The organism is Nesterenkonia cremea, from assembly GCF_014642675.1.
Lineage (GTDB): Bacteria > Actinomycetota > Actinomycetes > Actinomycetales > Micrococcaceae > Nesterenkonia > Nesterenkonia cremea.
The window spans coordinates 155,407-171,371 of record NZ_BMIS01000004.1 but is presented as its reverse complement, the minus strand read 5'-3'; the positions used below and the strand labels follow the sequence as shown (position 1 = coordinate 171,371).

The window sequence follows — 15,965 nt, the reverse complement described above, 5'->3', positions numbered from 1 at the left end:
GGCGCAGGCCCATGTCTCTGACCTGCAATAGGCTGTAACCATGGCAACCCTACCCGGCTCCAGCCAAGAGACCTCGGCGGAAACTCCGTGGCCTCTGTCTCATTTCTCCGGAAAGCTCAAAGCCCATATCGACCGGGTGGCCCCCACCTGGGTGGAGGGGCAGCTGGTGGAGTTCAACCTGCGCAACGGCAACGCCTGGATGACCCTTCGCGACCTCGAACAGGAGGTCTCCTTCTCCTGTGTGGCCTGGCGGCATGTGGCCTCCGGGCTCGACGGCGTGGTCCAGCCCGGCGCCCGCGTGGTGGCCCAGGTCAAGCCCAATCTGTATGAGAAGACCGGGCGGCTCTCACTGGTGACCCAGCAGATGCGCCCGGTGGGCCTGGGCGATCTGCTCGCCCGGGTGGAGCAGCTCAAGCGCCAGCTCAGCGCCGAGGGCCTCTTCGAGCCCTCCCGCAAGAAGCCGCTGCCGCTTCTGCCCGGCCGCATCGGCCTGATCACCGGACGTGACTCGGACGCGAAGAAGGACGTGCTGCGCAACGTCCACGCCCGCTGGGCCGCCGCCGAGTTCGAAGTCCGCGAGGTGGCCGTCCAGGGCACCTCGGCCCCCACCGCTGTGGCGGAGGCGCTGGCCGACCTCGACGCCATGGAGACGGTGGACGTCATCGTGATCGCCCGTGGCGGCGGCGCGCTGGAGGAGGTGGTGCTGCCCTTCTCCGACGAGCGCCTGATCCGTGCGGTCTCCGAGGCACAGACCCCTGTGGTCTCGGCCATCGGTCATGAGGCCGACCGCCCGCTGCTCGATGAAGTGGCCGATGTGCGCGCCTCCACCCCCACCGGCTCAGCCAAGCTGCTGGTCCCGGATGAGGCTCACGAGCGGGAGAACATCACCGGAGCGCGCTCACGGATGTCCCAGGGCGTCCAGCGGCTCATCGCCCGGGAGACCGAGTGGCTTGAGGCCGTGCGCTCCCGTCCGGTGCTGGCCCGGCCGGAGGATATGATCACCGTCCGCCGCGAGGATCTGGTGAGCCTCCGGCGTCGGGCGCTGGTCTCCATGGAGGCCGCGGTGGCCCGCGCCCGGGACTGGGTGACCCACACCCGGGCCAGGGTGACCGGCCTGTCCCCGCAGTCCACGCTGGACCGCGGATACGCCGTGGTGCAGTCCCAGCGCCAGATCATCCGCGACGCCGCCGAGCTGGCGCCCGGCACCGAGGTGCAGGTCATGGTGGCCGCCGGAGAGTTCACCGCAGATGTGACAGACGTGAAGTCAGGAGAGACACGATGAGTGAGAACACCCCCGAGAACGCCGAGGCTTCCTTCACCGCGGCGCAGCTCGACGATGTCGAGCAGATGACCTATGAACAGGCCCGCGAGGAGCTGATCGCCGTGGTCACCAAGCTGGAGACCGGCGGCGCCCCACTGGAGGAGTCTCTGGCGCTCTGGCAGCGCGGTGAGGCGTTGGCCGACCGCTGCGAGCGGTGGCTGGACGGCGCCGGCACGCGGCTCGAGGAGGTCCGGAAGTCGTTGGAGGGCTCCTCCGAGGAGTGATCCGGCGGGCGGGTCGGCCTGGCCCGGCGATGCCGGGCTGTCCTGCAGAACCGGGCTCAGCCTTTGGCGGTGGCGTCCCGGTAGTCGCTGAGGAACTCGGCGATGCCGCCGATCGCGCTCTCCAGGTCCTCCACGTTGGGCAGGGTGACCAGCCGGAAATGGTTGGAGTCGATCCAGTTGAAGGCGCGTCCGTGGGAGACCAAGATCTTCTGCTGACGCAGCAGCTCGATGACGAAGGCCTCATCGTCCTGGATCGGGTAGATCTCCGGGTCCAGGCGCGGGAACAGGTACAGGGCGCCGTCGGCCTGGTGGACGTCCACCCCCTCGATCTCGGAGAGCAGCCGGTAGGCGGTGTTGCGCTGCTCGTAGAGCCGCCCGCCGGGGGCGATCAGATCCTCGATGGACTGGTGCCCGCCCAGCGCCGCCTGGATGGCGTACTGGGACGGGACATTGGCGCACATGCGCATATTCATCAGCAGGGTCAGACCCTCCAGATAGTTCTGCGCGCGCTGGGTGGCGCCGGAGAGGTAGATCCAGCCGGAGCGGAAGCCCGCCACGCGCCAGGTCTTCGAGAGTCCGGAGAAGGTGATGGTGAAGACGTCGTCACCGGTCTCGCGCACCACAGTGCAGGCGTTGACCATCTCGGCGTCGTCGAAGGTGATGTTCTCGTAGATCTCATCCGAGAGCAGCATCAGGTTGTGGCGGCGGCAGATGTCCACCATCTGCTCGAGGATCTCCCGCGGGTAGACCGCACCGGTGGGGTTGTTCGGGTTGATCAGCACCAGTGCCTTGGTGCGGTCGGTGACCTTGGACTCCACCTCTTCGGGATCCGGCCACCAGGAGTTCGACTCATCGCAGATGTAGTGCACGGCCTTTCCGCCTGCGAGCGTGGTGGCACCGGTCCACAGCGGGTAGTCCGGAGCGGGGATGAGGACCTCGTCCCCCGGTGCCAGCATGGCCTGCAGGACCATGGAGATCAGCTCGGAGACGCCGTTGCCCAGATAGACGTCATCCGGATCCGCCTCGGTCATACCGCGGGACTGGTAGTACTGGGCGATCGCGATGCGCGCGGAGTGGATGCCTTGGGAATCCGAGTAGCCCTGGGCCTCGGCAAGATTGTTGATCATGGTGGTCCGGATGGAGTCCGGAGCCTCGAAGCCGAAGGGGGCAGGGTTGCCGATGTTCAGCCGGGTGATCTTATGCCCCTCGCGCTCCAGCCGCGCCGCCTCCTGCGCGATCGGGCCGCGGACGTCGTACCGGACGTGCTGGAGCTTGGGCGACTGGGTGAACTCCTCGAATTCCTGCATCCCCTCATCTTAGGCTCAGCGGAGGCCGCGCTGTGGGATATGCGACTCAGCTCGCGTCAGCCGCGGATGAGTGCGTCCCGGTAGCCGGCCAGGAAGTCCGCGATGCCCGCGATGGCCTCCTCCAACTCCTCCACCGCGGGCAGCGCCACCAGGCGGAAGTGCTGATCGTCCACCCAGTTGAAGGCCCTGCCGTGGGAGACCAGGATCTTCTGCTGGCGCAGCAGCTCGATCACGAAGGCCTCATCGTTCTCGATGGGGTAGATCTCCGGATCCAGCCGTGGGAACAGATACATCGCCCCGTCCATCTGCTCCACCTGGACACCCTCGATGTCGGCGAGCAGCTTATAGGCCACATTCCGCTGCTCATAGAGGCGTCCGCCCGGATAGATGAACTCATCGATGGACTGATAGCCGCCCAATGCCGTCTGGATGGCGTGCTGTGCCGGCACATTGGGGCACATGCGCAGATTCGACATCAGGCTCAGGCCCTCGAGGTAGTTCTTGGCCCGATGCTTGGGGCCCGAGATGTACATCCAGCCGGAGCGGAAGCCCGCCACGCGCCAGGTCTTGGAGAGCCCGGAGAAGGTGATGGTGAAGACGTCGTCGGACAGCGTGCAGGCGTTGATCATCTCTGCGCCGTCGTAGGTGATCTTCTCGTAGATCTCATCGGCCAGCAGCATGATGTCGTGGCGCCGGCAGATGTCCACCATCGCCTCGAGAATCTCCCGCGGGTAGACGGCACCGGTGGGGTTGTTCGGATTGATCAGCACCAGCGCCTTGGTCCGCGAGGTGATCTTGGATTCGATCTCCTCCGGATCCGGCCACCAGTGGTTGTACTCATCGCAGATGTAGTGGACCGGGGTGCCCTGGCACAGCGCGGTGATGCCGGTCCACAGCGGGTAGTCCGGGGCGGGGATGAGGATCTCGTCGCCGGGGTTGATCAGCGCCTGCAGAGTCATGGTGATCAGCTCGGAGACCCCGTTGCCCAGGATGACGTCCTCGACGTCGGCGTCCTTCATGCCCTTGGTCTGATAGTACTGCGCCACGGCGGTCCGGGCGGAGTAGATCCCCTTGGAGTCGGAGTAGCCCTGCGCCGTGGGCAGGTTCTTGATCATGTCGACCAGGATGGAATCCGGCGCCTCGAAGCCGAAGGGCGCCATATTGCCGATGTTCAGCTTAGTGATGCGATGGCCGGCCTGCTCGAGGCGTGCGGCTTCCTCTGCGATGGGGCCCCGAACGTCGTAGCGGACGTTGCGGAGCTTCTGCGCCTGCGTGAACTCCTCGAATTCCTCCATAGAGAGATTCTGCCCCAATTGTCAACAATCTGAAAAGAGGACAGCCGAAGTTTTCCCTCCCTGATCAGCCGGCGTTCAGCCGAAGGCTCATCCCCAGCCCTCAGGCTCAGCGATGTAGTCGTTGTCCACCAGCCAGTATTCGGCGGCCTCCTGCGGCTCCAACCCATCCTCACCGTCGATGAGCTGACGCAGGGTGACCAGCGCCTCGGCATCGAGAGCCTCAGAGATCTCCTCGACGACGTCGGGCGCCTCCTCCGCGATGCCGGAGTCCACCACGGTCACGAACTGCTCCTCCGGGAAGGCCCGCTCCGTGTCATCCAGGGAGATCAAGGCGTTCTGGCTGATCTGCGGATGCGAGGAGGTCAGCAGGGCCGCCTCGATCTCAGCGTTGATCAGCATCTGGATCAGCTCCGCCTCAGAGCCCTCGACGATCTCGGCAGGCTCACAGCCGTAGAGATCCTCCAGCAGCGGCCCCGGATCCGGCAGACCCTCGCGCACCCCCAGCTCGAACTCATCGCAGGCCTGGGCGAAGGCCGGATCCTCCGGGCTGTCGGCGTCGGAGGAGATGTCGTGCAGCTCCGCGGTGATCGAGGTGACGGCCATGGAGTTGCTCAGCACTCCGGCCGAGGGCTCCAGCAGCTCAGCACCCTCCAACCCGGCCTCCACCAGCTCGGTGAGCTCCTCGGCGGAGGCCGCCGGGGCCAGCGCCTCCTCCGCCTGGGAGGTCAGCTCCGCATAGCTCTCAGGATCCAGGGCCTCAGCCAGAGACATGGTCCGGGACAGCAGGATCTGGCTGCCCTCGTCCTCCTCCTGCTCCCCCAGCAGCTCCACCAGCTCGGCCAGGTCCTGCTCGCGGCTCTCCACCACAGTGGGAGCCTCACGGGAGTTCAGGGCCAGCGAGTAGATATAGGCCACCGTCTGATCCAGAGGGTGGTCGCCGACCAGCATGGTCCAGGCCTGCTCTGCGACGTCGCCGGTGGGCTCCTGCGCCGGAGGCGGTCCCGAACATGCGGTCAGGGCCAGGGCCCCGATCCCGAGGGTCACCGTCAGGCGCCGGGCAGAGACGCCGGAGGAAGAAATCATGACGACAAGTCTAGAGGCTCAGGCAGACCCGCCTCCCAAACGCGCTACCCTTGGAAAGATGACCGGTGAGCTCATGGAACGTCTGCGCTGTGTCCTCCACCAGCCCTCAGACAGCGAACCCACCGCCCACACCGCCCGCGGATGGGTGGACCTCGCCTATGAGGCCGCCTACGGGGAACGCTATACCGCTGCCGTGGAGGCGGCCGCCCGCGGCCTGGAGGCGCCCGGCGCCCAGGACCCGGAGAACCGTCTGATGCTGCTGCGCATCCTCTCCGGGGTCAACGAGATGCGCGGAGCATCTGGGCTCGCCGCCCCCTATATGGCTGAGCGCATCAGCCTGCTGCGCGAGCTGGGCCGCAGCCACCAGGCCGAGGTGGAGGAGCAGCTGGGCGGCATCCTGCTGCGCGAGCCGGACCGCGTGGAGGGCGAGATCCTCCAGCGGGTGGCCGAGGACCTGCGCACCGATGCCCCGGGCTCTCTCATCCTGGCCGATGTCCTCTCCTCCCTGGCCGTGTGCGTCCTCCACGACGAGGGCCCCCAGGCCTCCCTCCCGCTGGTCCGTGAGGCCTGCGAGATCCTCGAGGCCCAGGACAAGCCCCAGGCCCTGGCCGGATCCCGCATGTTCCTGGCCCACAGCCTGCTGCTCTCCGGAGAGACCCAAGAGGCCCTCACCGTGGCCGAGCAGGTCATGGCCGCCCCCGCCAACCGTGCGGTCCGCGGTGCGATGGCCATGCTGCGCGCCACCATCCACCACCACCAGGAACGCCATGAGGAGGCCATGGAGGTCGCCATGGCCTCCGTGGAGCTCTATGCCGGCTGCGGCGTGCGCAAGGGAGCCGCCTCCGCCGCCGCCCTGCTGGCCGGGATGACCGCCGTCCTGGAGGACGGCGAAGTCTCCGTACTGGCCTGGAAGGTGGCCGTCCAGCAGGCCGAACTGGGCGAGTTCGACGAATCCCGCATGCTCAGCCTCGCTCTGGGCCAGCAGCTGCTGGAGCTGCAGCGCCACGAGGAGGCAGAGAAGATCCTGGACGGGCTCTCCGTCCGGCTGGCCGGCACCGAAGAGGACCTCTCCACCCGCGGACGCGCCCTGATGGGACTCGGCCATGCCGTGACCCAGCAGCGCCGCCCGGTGGAGGCCATGGCCCACTGGGAGGAAGCCGCACAGCTCTTCGTCTCCTCCGATGAGCTGGAGGAGGCCGTCCGAGCCCATCTGGCCGCCGGAGCGCTGGCCGCCTCCCTGGAGCGCACCGAATCTGCGCGCACCCACTACCAGGAGGGGCTGCGGCTGGCCGAGCAGTCCGATGACCAGGACCCGCTGATGCTCATGCAGACCCTGCATTCGCTGGGCCATCTGCTCACCCGCACCGAGGACGCCGCGGGCCTGCCCCACCTGGAGAAGGCGCTGCGCATCGCCGACGAACACGGGACCCCCTGGCAGATCGCGGATGTCACCGACACTCTGGCCCGCGGGCATCTGGCCCTGGGCCAGGGTACTGAGGCCATCTCCGCAGCGCTGAGCGCCGCAGACCTCTTCGCCGAGGCCGAGGATGACCCGGCCTCCGCCGAGGCCGAGATCTTCGCCGCCAAAGTGCTGCTGGAGATGGACCGGGCCGAGGAGGCCGAGGCCATCTTCCGCATGGCCACCGATCACCGGGAGTCCGACGCCGAACTCTCCGCCGAGACTCTCGAAGGCCGGATCGATGCGCTGATGCAGCTGGGCCGTGCGGATGAGGCCGCCGAGCTGCGCCGGGAGCTGACCCGCCTGAAACGGCGCATCAAGCCGTGAGACGGCGGCTGAAGCAGACTCTGCGGCTCAGTGTGCGCGCCCGCGTCATGGGCTTCATGGTCTTCCTGACCATGCTGACCCTGGTGCTGGCCGGCACCGCGGCCTATCTGCTCCAGCGCGCCGATCTCCACCGCTCCATGGACGACTCCCTGGGCCGGACCGTCACCGAGTTCATCCAGCGCGGCGAACAGTCGGTGAATCCCAGCACCGGTGAGCCCTGGTCCACCGCCGATGAGTTCATCCACACCACCGTCTCGGGCATGATCCTGGCCGAGAACGAGTCCATGGTGGCTGTGCGGGACGGCCAGGTCCGCTGGCTGGCCAACGAGTCCCTGCCGGTGCGGCTGGAGGATGATCCCGAGTTCCTGACCTGGATCGAGTCCCAGCTGCCCATCGAGGAGCACCGGATCCGCACGGCGGAGACCGAGCAGAGCACCTACCGGGCGGTGATCGTGCCGGTCATGATGGCCGAGGACACCGAGCCCACCCACTTCGTGCTGGCCTTCGACGTGGACGAGGGCATGGCCGCCCTGCACCGCACCTTCTTCACCTATGCCGGCATCGGGGCGGCCGCCGTCGTGGTCACCGGGATGCTGGGCTGGCTGCTGGTGGGACGGCTGCTGCAGCCGGTCAGGCTGCTGCGCCGCACCGCCCAGTCCATCACCGAGGAGGACATCTCCCGGCGCATCCCGGTGCGCACGAAGGATGACCTGGGCGAGCTGGCCGTGACCGTGAACCAGATGCTGGACCGTCTGGAGACGGCGGTGACCTCCCAGCGCCAGCTGCTCGACGACGTCGGCCACGAGCTGCGCACTCCGGTGACCATAGTGCGCGGTCACCTGGAGCTCATCGACGCCGAGGACCCCCAGGACGTGCGCCAGACCGCGGAGCTGGCCGTGGACGAGCTGGACCGGATGAGCCGCCTGGTCGAGGACCTGGTCACCCTGGCCAAATCCGACCAGCGCGACTTCCTCGCCGTCTCCGCCGCCGATGTGGACCTGCTGACCGAGCAGGTCTTCGAGAAGGCCCAGACCCTCGGGGACCGCGAGTGGAGCCTGGACTCCCAGGCCAGGACCGTGGTCCCGTTGGATGCCCAGCGGATCACCCAGGCCTGGCTGCAGCTGGCGCACAACGCAGTGAAGTTCTCCGATCCCGGCTCCCGCATCTCGCTGGGATCTGCGGTGCACCGGACCACGCTCTACCTGTGGGTCAAGGATGCCGGTGCCGGCATCAGCGCAGAGGATCAGGAGACGATCTTCTCCCGCTTCTCCCGCGGCTCCCACTCCCAGCGGGCCGAAGGCTCCGGGCTGGGCCTGGCCATCGTGGAGACCATCGCACGGCTGCATGGCGGAGAGGTCCGAGTGGAGTCCGTGCCGGAGAAGGGATCAATCTTTACGATGGTGCTGCCGGTGGCCGAGCTCTTCGAGCTGGCCGGCCAACAGCCTGAGGACGACGACGCCGTCCACGCCACCGGGCCGCTGCCGGTGCTGGAGAACACGACCGATCGACCCAACAGGTGAGGACAGCAGGGATGAGCCGCATTCTGATCGTGGAGGACGAGGCGCGCATCGCCTCCTTCATCGCCAAGGGCCTCAAGGCCGCAGGCTTCGAGTCCGAGCAGGCCGTCAGCGGAACCCAGGCCATCGTGCAGCTCGCCAACGGCTCCTTCGATCTGGTGATCCTGGACCTGGGGCTGCCCCAGATGGACGGCTTCGAGGTGCTGGAGAAGATCCGCTCCGGAGGCGATGAGATCCCGGTGATCATCCTGACCGCCCGCACCTCCGTGGAGGACACCGTCCAGGGGCTCTCCTCCGGTGCCCAGGACTATATGTCCAAGCCCTTCCGCGTGGAGGAGCTCATCGCTCGGGTGAAGCTGCGGCTGAAGAGCCAGGAGGAGGCCGCTGCGGCATCCTCCTCCCCCGACGCGGGCTGGGAGCAGCCCGAGCGTCTGGAACATCTGGGCGTGGTGCTGGGCCTGGCCACACGTCAGGCCTCAGTGGACGGCGAGCCGGTGGAGCTCTCCGCCCGGGAGTTCGCCCTGGCCGAGGTGCTGCTGGATCATCCGCGGCAGGTCCTCTCCCGCGAACAGCTGCTGGACATGGTCTGGGACAGCGCGGCCGACACCAGCTCCAACGTCGTCGACGTCTATATCCGCTATCTGCGCAATAAGCTGGGCAGCCAGCGGATCGTCACAGTGCGCGGGGCGGGATATCGGTTGGCCACTGGGGAAGAGCTGGCGCGGGGGCAGTGAGCCCCAGCACCGCCTCGGCGCAGGTCAGCCGGTGCTCCGCCTGAATCTCCCAGCCGGTGCGGCGTGAATCCCGAGCTCCGGCCACCAGGGACAGGCCCACGGAGGCGGCCCGCAGCTGCAGCGCCGCCGGGTCCACCGTCTGGGCGAAGACCCGGGCGAAGCGGTCGAAGGCCGCCGGAGCGTGCACATAGCGGGAGTCCACCGCCGGCAGCACCGCCAGATGCCCCAGAAAGCAGGCCAGATCGTCCACCCGGTGCCCCGGGCCGAGAGAATCCACATCCAGCAGGCAGGAGATCGCCTGCCCGTTCATCAGCAGATTGGCCTCATAGAAGTCTCCGTGGGTGGGCACCGCCGGACCGCGGTCGGTCTGCGGCAGGCCGTTGAGGATGGTGGCCTCCAGGGACCGGATGCGCTCGGTGCAGTGCGGCAGGGCTGAGACCGCCGCGGAGGCATAGGCCGGCAGCCGATCGGTCCAGGCGTCCCGGGCCGGAAGGGTCATGACCTCGGCGGGCATCTGGTCCAGCAGCCCGGTGAACTGCTCAGGGCTCAGGTGGGCGGCTCCGTCGGCCAGGAAGTGTTCGGCCAGCGACACGCCCGGCCCCTCGGCCAGTGCCACCACATCGGCCACCGGCTCACGCATCGGCTGCGGGGCGGGGATCCCTACGGCCAGCAGCATGCGATGGCGGGCGTCCAGATCCGCGGCGCGGCCGGCACGCAGCACTTTGAGGAAGAGCCGGCTGCCGTCGTCGAAGTCTGCGGCGATCACCGCCCGGCGCAGCGGGCGGTAGCTGATGGTCTCCAGGGCGGTCAGCGTCCTGCCGAAGCCCCAGTGTTCGGCCACCGAGGCCGGATCGGTGGCCAGGCGCAGGCCCGGGAGGGCAGGATCCAGCGGATGCTGCCAGACGGCCAGCGGTCCATAAGGGCTGTGTGAGAAGACCACGCCCTGGGCGTCCTGGGGCACCGGCTCCGTGGTCATGCCCACATAGAGTTCGTCCACATGATCGGAGGTCTGGGTGTAGACGCCGGTGGACCAGGTGCTGGGCATCACCGGACGGGCGGTGGCCACCCGGTAGATGCCGGTGACCCCTGCCCCGGGGCGGTGCTGCACCGATTCCAGCTGGATGGAGGTCGCATAGACCCCGGAGTGCTGAATCGCCACGGCGATCGGCGAGTGGGCGTCATAGGACTCCAGGAAAGCAAGCTGCTGCGCCTCCAGCTGGGAGGTGTTCTGCGACGGTGCAGCCCGTGGAGTCTGAAGTCCCATGTCCGGTGGCCTCTCCTGCGGCGCTCAGGCGCGGCGGCGCTTGAGCACTTCGTCCAGGTCCATCGACCGGCTCTTCTCGGTCTTCTGCTTCTGTTCGGTCCTCTTCGGCTCAGCCCGCTGCGGCTGGTCCTGCTGCGGCGGAGCCGCCTGAGCGTTGGGGCTCAGCTTCACCTCGGTGCTCGGGCGTTTGGCCTCCTCCTGCTCCATGGGCTGAGGCAGCGGACGCTCGGCCTTCTCTGCCTGCAGATACTTGGGCTTGGGCACCTCGCGGGGCTCCCATGCGCCCTGCTGGGACTGAGCGGCGTCGGACTGGGCCGCGGCACGGTGGGCCTGCTGCAGCGCTGCGGCGTCCATGGCGGGAGCCTCGGCGAAGGTGCGCTCCACCTCCACCGGCAACCCGTCCTCGTCCACCTGCTGCAGGGAGTTCGGTCCGCCCGCACCGCGCTCATCGGAACTGAGCGCATCGAAGGGAGCGCCGGGGACGGCCGGGCGCTGAGCCGAGCTCTCGGCGTCGGGGTACATCGCCTCGCGCATGGCAGACTCGATGCGCTCACGGCGCTGACGCTTCCGCCGCGCCACAGCCATGGTGCGCAGGGTGACCAGGGAGAGCACGAACACGCCGAGGGCCGCGAGCGGGACAGCGGCCAGCAACGACCCTGCGGCGGCCAGGACTCCGGTCACCGCAGCGGTGAGCAGTGCGATCACACCCACCAGCGCCACCAGGGTGCGGCCCCAGCGGATGGTGAACGTGCTGTCGGTCGTGACGGTCATATTCGCCCTTCGTTCCCGTCTCTCGAGCACCTGCCGGCGCAACCGCTGCACACGTCGGCGAGCAGCCCGCGCCTGCCGGGCCGGGAGACCCTGTCTCTTCTGCGGCGCCGACTCGCGGGCCGACACCCTCTGGGCTCGTATGACCAGTGCGGCCAGGAAGAGCCCGGCGACCAGAACCAGGAGCGCCGAAGAGTGGATAGGCAGACTGGGGATCGCGTTGATGATCGCCGCTTCGGTGCGATCAAGGCCCAGCGTCACCGCGATTCCACCTGCCCTTCTTCAGCGCCCCCGCGCTCAATCCGCCGGGGGCTTCACTGATCATCAGAGATTCACTCTAGCGGATACGATGGCAGATGTGACTACGGACAAACTTCGCAAGCGTTTCGCCCCTGACCGCATCGCGATCCTCGGAGGTGGTCCCGGCGGCTATGAGGCCGCCATGGTCGCCACCGACGCCGGTGCCCACGTCACCATCGTCGAGGAGAAGGGACTCGGCGGGTCGGCGGTGCTGACCGACGTCGTCCCCTCCAAGACTCTGATCGCAACGGCTGATGCGATGCGGCGTGTCAACGCCTCCACGGCATTCGGCGTGCGCTTCGGAGAGAGCAGCGAGAACAACTACTACGAGACCGAGGCCTGGGCCGACTTCTCCCAGGTCAACGAGCGCCTCCTGAAGCTCGCCCACGACCAGTCCGCCGACATCCACACCACCCTCGAGGCCGCGGGCGTCACTGTGGTCAAGGGCAAGGGCCGCCTGAAGCCGCCGCACAGCATCGAGGTCACCGATGCCGCCGGCCAGACCGATCTCATCGAGGCCGATGCGATCATCGTCGCCACCGGCGCCCACCCGCGAGAGCTGCCCACCGCCGTCCCCGACGGCGAGCGCATCCTGAACTGGACCCAGGCCTACAACCTCACCGAGGTGCCCGAGCACATGATCGTGGTCGGCTCCGGCGTCACCGGCGCCGAGTTCGCCTCCGCCTACCGCCGCCTGGGCGCAGACGTCACCCTGGTCTCCTCCCGCGAGCAGGTGCTTCCCGGCGAGGACGCCGACGCTGCCCGCGTGCTGGAGAACTCCTTCGCACGCGTCGGAGTCAAGGTCGCCTCCAAATCCCGCGCCGAATCCGTGGAGCGCACAGAGGAGGGTGTGAAGGTCACGCTCTCCGGCGGCCGCGTGCTGGAGGGATCCCACTGCCTGATGGCTGTGGGCGGGATCCCCAACACCGAAGACATCGGCCTCGACGACTGCGGTGTGGAGACCACCGAGTCCGGCCACATCCTGGTGGACACCGTCTCACGGACCACGGCCAACAACATCTACGCCGCCGGCGACTGCACCGGCATGATGCCCCTGGCCTCGGTGGCCGCGATGCAGGGACGCATCGCCGTGGCCCATATGCAGGGCGAAGGCGTGAAGCCGCTGAAGCTGCACCATGTGGCCTCCAACGTCTTCACCTCCCCGGAGATCGCCACTGTGGGCGTGACCCAGGAGCAGGCCGACTCTGGCAAATACCAGGCCGATGTGGTCAAGCTGGACCTGGCCACCAACCCGCGGGCCAAGATGATGAACATCCGCGAGGGCTTCGTGAAGATCTTCTCCCGCAAGGGATCCGGCACCGTGATCGGCGCCGTGGTGGTGGCCCCGCGGGCCTCCGAGCTGATCTTCCCGCTGGCGCTGGCGGTCACCCAGAAGATGCATGTGGACGATGTGGCCTCCACCTTCACCGTCTACCCGTCGCTGACCGGTTCCTTCTCCGAGGCCGCCCGCCGCCTGCATCTGCATGTGGCAGAACCCAGCGAGTAGATTGAGAGACCTGAGCCCGATGGAGCCGAAGCAGGACCCGAACACTATGGCCTACACCCACAGCAGAGCAGAACAGGTGGCTGGGGAGCTGACCCAGCATGTCGTCCCGGACGCCGGACTGACCCCCACCAATGACCCCACCGCCCCGGCCAATGTGCTGGCCGAGGAGGCAGCGAAGGTGCTGCTGCAGCGCACCGGCGTGGAGCGCTTCGACCTGGCCTGCACGCTGGGTTCGGGCTGGGGCGAGGCCGCCGAGCAGCTGGGCGAGACTGTCGCCGTCGTCGACGCCGAGGAGGTCCCGGGCTTCCACGTCTCCGGCGTGGCGGGCCATTCGGGCCGGCTCACGGCCATCCGCACCGCCTCCGGCCACCACATCCTGGTGGTCGGGGCGCGCACCCACTACTACGAGGGCCGCGGCGTGGACGCAGCGGCCCACGGGGTGCGCACTGCGGCCGCCGCCGGTGCCCAGATCATGGTGCTGACCAACGGCTGCGGTGGGCTGAACCCCGACTGGGCTCCGGGCAGCCCGGTGCTGATCAGGGATCACCTGAACCTGACCGGCGCCTCCTCGCTGCGCGGGGCGCACTTCGTGGACATGACGGACCTCTACTCCCCGCGCATGCGCGGGATCGCCCAGCGGATCGACCCGTCTCTGCCCGAGGGCGTCTACGCCCAGCTCTCCGGTCCTCACTACGAGACCCCTGCGGAGATCAGCTGGCTGCGCACCATCGGCGCGGACCTGGTGGGCATGTCCACCGCTCTGGAGGCCATCGCCGCCCGTGCCGCGGGCATGGAGGTCTTCGGCATCTCCCTGGTGACCAACGCCGCCGCCGGCACCACCGGTGAGGCGCTGAGCCACCAGGAGGTCATCGACGCCGGCCGCGACGCAGCACCCCGCATCTCAGCCCTGCTGGCCGAGATCATCACCGAAACCCTGACTGCCTGAGCCTTCGAGGAGACTGAGTTGTCCGACGCCGCCCTGGTGAAGACCGTCCGCCGCTGGATCCAGCTGGATCCCGATCCCTCCACCCGCAGCGTCCTGGAGGAGCTGTTGCAGCGCGCCGAATCCTCCGATGCGGAGGCGGCCGAACAGCTGCAGAAGCTGTTCGCCGGGCGGCTGGCCTTCGGCACCGCCGGTCTGCGCGCTGAGCTCGGGGCGGGCCCGCTGCGGATGAACCGCCTGGTGGTCCGCCAGACCGCCGCCGGCCTGCTGCAGTACGCCGCTCAGAAGCTGGATGCGGCACGCCCGCAGGCGGACAACCCGCAGGATGTGGTCTCCCCTGGAGCGCGGCGGATCGTGATCGGCTTTGACGCCCGCCACCAGTCCGATGAGTTCGCCGCGGAGACTGCGCAGATCTTCTCCGACGCCGGTTGGGAGGTCCACCTCTTCGAGCGCCCCGGCCCCACTCCCCTGCTGGCCCGCCAGGTGCTGGTCAAGGACGCCGAGGTGGGCGTGATGGTCACCGCCAGCCACAACCCACCGCGGGACAACGGCTATAAGGTCTACCTGGGCGGGGAGCTCTCCCGCCACCTGGAGCCGCACGGGCTCGGCGTCGGGGCGCAGATCGTGGCTCCGGTGGATCAGGAGATCGCCGCCATGATCGCGGAGAACGTGGAGCAGGACTTCGCCGAGGATGCCGCGGCTCCGGCCGTGCAGCCCTCCGCCGAGGTTCCGGTGCCCTCCGGTGTGCAGCTGATCGACGACGCCGACCGCGCCTCCTACGAGTCTGAGGCGCTGCAGCTGCTGGACGCCGGGCGTTTCCCGCACCGCGACCTGACCGTCGTCTACACCGCCATGCACGGCGTAGGCGGCGAGATGGTGACCAGCCTGCTCTCCGCCGGCGGCTTCTCCCAGGTCATCCCGGTGGCCGAGCAGTTCGGACCGGATCCGGAGTTCCCCACCGCAGACTTCCCCAACCCGGAGGAGCCCGGCGCCCTGGACCTCGGTCTGAAGGCCGCCGCCGAGCATGACGCGGATCTGGTGCTGGCCAACGATCCCGACGCCGACCGCCTCTCTGCCTCGGTCTTCGATCCGCATCAGCAGCAATGGCGCCAGCTCTCCGGCGATGAGATCGGTGCGCTGCTGGGCCGCCACCTGCTGGACCGCGGACCCCTGCGCCCCCAGCCCGGTGCCGGCGCCGAGGGGTCCCCCGCCCCGGTGCTGGCCAACTCCGTGGTCTCCTCCCGGCTGCTGGAGCGGCTCTGCGAGGTCCGCGGAGTCTCCCATGCCGCCACGCTGACCGGCTTCAAATGGCTGGCCCGGGTGGAGAACATGAGCTTCGGCTATGAGGAGGCCATCGGCTTCAATGTGGACCCGGTGAACGTGAAGGATAAGGACGGCGTCTCCGCCGCCCTGATCTTCGCCGAGCTGGCCGCCGATCTGAAGGCCCGCGGCACCGACGCGGTGGAGGCGCTGGACGAGATCGCAGCCGAGGCCGGCGTCTTCCTCACCGGCCAGGTCACCGTGCGGGTCAACGACCTCTCCGAACTGGGCACCATCACTGCGAAGCTGCGTGAGCAGCCGCCCGCGGAGATCGCCGGGGCCCCGGTCACCGAGGCCCTGGACCTGACCACGGACCCGCTGCCCGGAGCTGAGCTCAGCGAGGCCACCAAGACTGATGCGCTGATCTACCTGACCGAGGCCGGGGACCGCGTGATCGTGCGCCCCTCCGGCACCGAGCCCAAGGTCAAGTGCTACCTGGAGACGATGGACGACACCGCCGGGGACGACGCCGGCCGCGAGGCCATCGTCGCCGCCCGCGGCCGGGCCGCCGAGCGGCTCGAGCAGCTGCGCGAGGCTATGACCGTCCTGCTCAGCTGACGCCCGTTCCGGGGCTGAACCCGCCCCACCTGACCTGT

13 protein-coding genes are annotated in these 15,965 nt (G+C 68.5%); 8 read left to right on the top strand and 5 right to left on the bottom strand.

Going from position 1 to position 15,965, the window contains the following annotated elements; all coding sequences use genetic code 11:
• The first annotated feature begins 40 nt into the window (after positions 1 to 40).
• Together xseA and IEW85_RS06205 are read left to right on the top strand one after the other, a co-directional pair.
• A complete protein-coding gene (xseA, locus tag IEW85_RS06210) occupies positions 41 to 1,282 on the top strand; it encodes an exodeoxyribonuclease VII large subunit (protein WP_188683790.1) in 1,242 nt (413 codons plus the stop codon).
• On the top strand, positions 1,279 to 1,545 hold the full coding sequence (locus tag IEW85_RS06205; RefSeq protein WP_188683788.1) for an exodeoxyribonuclease VII small subunit: 267 nt from the start codon (positions 1,279 to 1,281) through the stop codon (positions 1,543 to 1,545). Before xseA ends, IEW85_RS06205 begins: the two co-directional genes overlap by 4 nt.
• A gap of 56 nt (positions 1,546 to 1,601) precedes the next feature.
• Here the strand turns inward: IEW85_RS06205 and IEW85_RS06200 are convergent, their stop codons facing one another.
• From IEW85_RS06200 to IEW85_RS06190, 3 genes are all read right to left on the bottom strand, one after another.
• Positions 1,602 to 2,852: a pyridoxal phosphate-dependent aminotransferase gene (locus tag IEW85_RS06200; RefSeq protein WP_188683786.1), complete on the bottom strand. Its 1,251-nt coding sequence runs from the start codon at positions 2,850 to 2,852 to the stop codon at positions 1,602 to 1,604.
• Between the two features lie 56 nt (positions 2,853 to 2,908).
• The gene (locus IEW85_RS06195; protein ID WP_188683784.1) at positions 2,909 to 4,147 is read right to left on the bottom strand and encodes a pyridoxal phosphate-dependent aminotransferase; all 1,239 of its coding nucleotides are present in this window, start codon (positions 4,145 to 4,147) and stop codon (positions 2,909 to 2,911) included.
• A gap of 87 nt (positions 4,148 to 4,234) precedes the next feature.
• The gene (locus IEW85_RS06190) at positions 4,235 to 5,230 is read right to left on the bottom strand and encodes a glycine betaine ABC transporter substrate-binding protein (RefSeq protein ID WP_188683782.1); all 996 of its coding nucleotides are present in this window, start codon (positions 5,228 to 5,230) and stop codon (positions 4,235 to 4,237) included.
• A gap of 58 nt (positions 5,231 to 5,288) precedes the next feature.
• Between IEW85_RS06190 and IEW85_RS06185 the strand changes: the two genes are divergently transcribed.
• Genes IEW85_RS06185 through IEW85_RS06175 form a run of 3 tightly spaced genes read left to right on the top strand, consistent with a single transcriptional unit; the run spans position 5,289 to position 9,267 of the window.
• Positions 5,289 to 7,016, top strand: coding sequence for a tetratricopeptide repeat protein (locus IEW85_RS06185; protein WP_188683780.1), 1,728 nt, complete (start codon positions 5,289 to 5,291; stop codon positions 7,014 to 7,016).
• The gene (locus IEW85_RS06180) at positions 7,013 to 8,536 is read left to right on the top strand and encodes a sensor histidine kinase (RefSeq protein ID WP_229658845.1); all 1,524 of its coding nucleotides are present in this window, start codon (positions 7,013 to 7,015) and stop codon (positions 8,534 to 8,536) included. Before IEW85_RS06185 ends, IEW85_RS06180 begins: the two co-directional genes overlap by 4 nt.
• An 11-nt stretch (positions 8,537 to 8,547) precedes the next feature.
• Positions 8,548 to 9,267, top strand: a complete 720-nt coding sequence (locus tag IEW85_RS06175) for a response regulator transcription factor (protein ID WP_188683778.1) — start codon at positions 8,548 to 8,550, stop codon at positions 9,265 to 9,267.
• Here IEW85_RS06175 and IEW85_RS06170 read toward each other — a convergent pair.
• Both IEW85_RS06170 and IEW85_RS06165 read right to left on the bottom strand, forming a co-directional pair.
• Positions 9,206 to 10,531, bottom strand: coding sequence for a phosphotransferase (locus IEW85_RS06170; RefSeq protein ID WP_188683776.1), 1,326 nt, complete (start codon positions 10,529 to 10,531; stop codon positions 9,206 to 9,208). The two genes, IEW85_RS06175 and IEW85_RS06170, sit on opposite strands and share 62 nt — an antisense overlap.
• Positions 10,532 to 10,555: 24 nt before the next feature.
• On the bottom strand, positions 10,556 to 11,302 hold the full coding sequence (locus tag IEW85_RS06165) for a hypothetical protein (protein ID WP_188683774.1): 747 nt from the start codon (positions 11,300 to 11,302) through the stop codon (positions 10,556 to 10,558).
• Positions 11,303 to 11,648: 346 nt separating this feature from the next.
• On the opposite strand from IEW85_RS06165, the gene IEW85_RS06160 reads away from it, so the two are divergent.
• Genes IEW85_RS06160 through IEW85_RS06150 form a run of 3 tightly spaced genes read left to right on the top strand, consistent with a single transcriptional unit; the run spans position 11,649 to position 15,927 of the window.
• Positions 11,649 to 13,106 (top strand): NAD(P)H-quinone dehydrogenase, encoded by a 1,458-nt coding sequence (locus IEW85_RS06160; RefSeq protein ID WP_188683772.1) that lies wholly within the window; start codon positions 11,649 to 11,651, stop codon positions 13,104 to 13,106.
• Positions 13,107 to 13,125: 19 nt separating this feature from the next.
• Positions 13,126 to 14,052 (top strand): purine-nucleoside phosphorylase, encoded by a 927-nt coding sequence (locus IEW85_RS06155; protein ID WP_229658844.1) that lies wholly within the window; start codon positions 13,126 to 13,128, stop codon positions 14,050 to 14,052.
• 18 nt (positions 14,053 to 14,070) lie between these two features.
• A complete protein-coding gene (locus IEW85_RS06150; RefSeq protein WP_229658843.1) occupies positions 14,071 to 15,927 on the top strand; it encodes a phospho-sugar mutase in 1,857 nt (618 codons plus the stop codon).
• Positions 15,928 to 15,965 lie beyond the last annotated feature (38 nt).

What these genes read in the sequence shown, in the direction of transcription:
- xseA (WP_188683790.1), top strand. Translation starts at nt 41, where the DNA reads ATGGCAACCCTACCCGGCTCCAGCCAAGAGACCTCGGCGGAAACTCCG.
- IEW85_RS06205 (WP_188683788.1), top strand. Translation starts at nt 1,279, where the DNA reads ATGAGTGAGAACACCCCCGAGAACGCCGAGGCTTCCTTCACCGCGGCG.
- IEW85_RS06200 (WP_188683786.1), bottom strand. Translation starts at nt 2,852, where the DNA reads ATGCAGGAATTCGAGGAGTTCACCCAGTCGCCCAAGCTCCAGCACGTC.
- IEW85_RS06195 (WP_188683784.1), bottom strand. Translation starts at nt 4,147, where the DNA reads ATGGAGGAATTCGAGGAGTTCACGCAGGCGCAGAAGCTCCGCAACGTC.
- IEW85_RS06190 (WP_188683782.1), bottom strand. Translation starts at nt 5,230, where the DNA reads ATGATTTCTTCCTCCGGCGTCTCTGCCCGGCGCCTGACGGTGACCCTC.
- IEW85_RS06185 (WP_188683780.1), top strand. Translation starts at nt 5,289, where the DNA reads ATGACCGGTGAGCTCATGGAACGTCTGCGCTGTGTCCTCCACCAGCCC.
- IEW85_RS06175 (WP_188683778.1), top strand. Translation starts at nt 8,548, where the DNA reads ATGAGCCGCATTCTGATCGTGGAGGACGAGGCGCGCATCGCCTCCTTC.
- IEW85_RS06170 (WP_188683776.1), bottom strand. Translation starts at nt 10,531, where the DNA reads ATGGGACTTCAGACTCCACGGGCTGCACCGTCGCAGAACACCTCCCAG.
- IEW85_RS06165 (WP_188683774.1), bottom strand. Translation starts at nt 11,302, where the DNA reads ATGACCGTCACGACCGACAGCACGTTCACCATCCGCTGGGGCCGCACC.
- IEW85_RS06160 (WP_188683772.1), top strand. Translation starts at nt 11,649, where the DNA reads ATGGCAGATGTGACTACGGACAAACTTCGCAAGCGTTTCGCCCCTGAC.
- IEW85_RS06155 (WP_229658844.1), top strand. Translation starts at nt 13,126, where the DNA reads ATGGAGCCGAAGCAGGACCCGAACACTATGGCCTACACCCACAGCAGA.